Below are 551 nucleotides of genomic sequence, written 5' to 3' on the forward strand. Positions count from 1 at the left end.
AATAAAAAAACGAGCATATGCCCGTTTTTTTTATTTTTCCGATATATTTACTAAGTTTGTTTCCCACGCATTTATGCGGCTTGTTTTTTCTTCTTTTTCACGCTCTTAACAGCGACTGCTGTAACCATGTAGATCGCAAACGCAGCGATAACTCCGATACTAACATATGATCCAATATCGATCCATACTTCGTTGTCAGAAAGAATAACAAACTCGCCGAGTGTATCTGTTTCAACTTCTAGATAATCTCCATTCCTTGTTGAAGAAAGTAGGACATAATCGCCATTTCTGTTTCTTACATAGATATAGAAGTTTGTTCTATCTCCATATCCAACAGGAATTTCAAACTTAACCTTGATTGAGTCTTTGAGATCCTTCTTCACATTGTTTTCTTCAAGTGAAACATTGAATGATGCAACAACTTGCTTACTTGAATTTACAAGGCCAGAATAGTCAACATTTTCCTCATCGACAACAAGCTTTGTTCCCTTGCTTAGTGTCGTGTTTGTCTTTGACTCTAATGAAACTTTTTCATCTTCGTCTGCAAGCTC

Annotated in this window: 1 protein-coding gene; it reads right to left on the minus strand. The window is 36.3% G+C overall.

The window, feature by feature from the left end; genetic code table 11:
• Window positions 1-71: 71 nt before the first annotated feature.
• A partial coding sequence (locus BWI44_RS14645) for a hypothetical protein (protein ID WP_286814754.1) occupies window positions 72-551 on the minus strand: 480 nt, incomplete at its 5' end.

The sequence above is a fragment of the Bacteroides sp. Phil13 genome (assembly GCF_001940965.1).
Taxonomy (GTDB): Bacteria; Bacteroidota; Bacteroidia; order Bacteroidales; family Bacteroidaceae; genus Bacteroides; species Bacteroides intestinalis.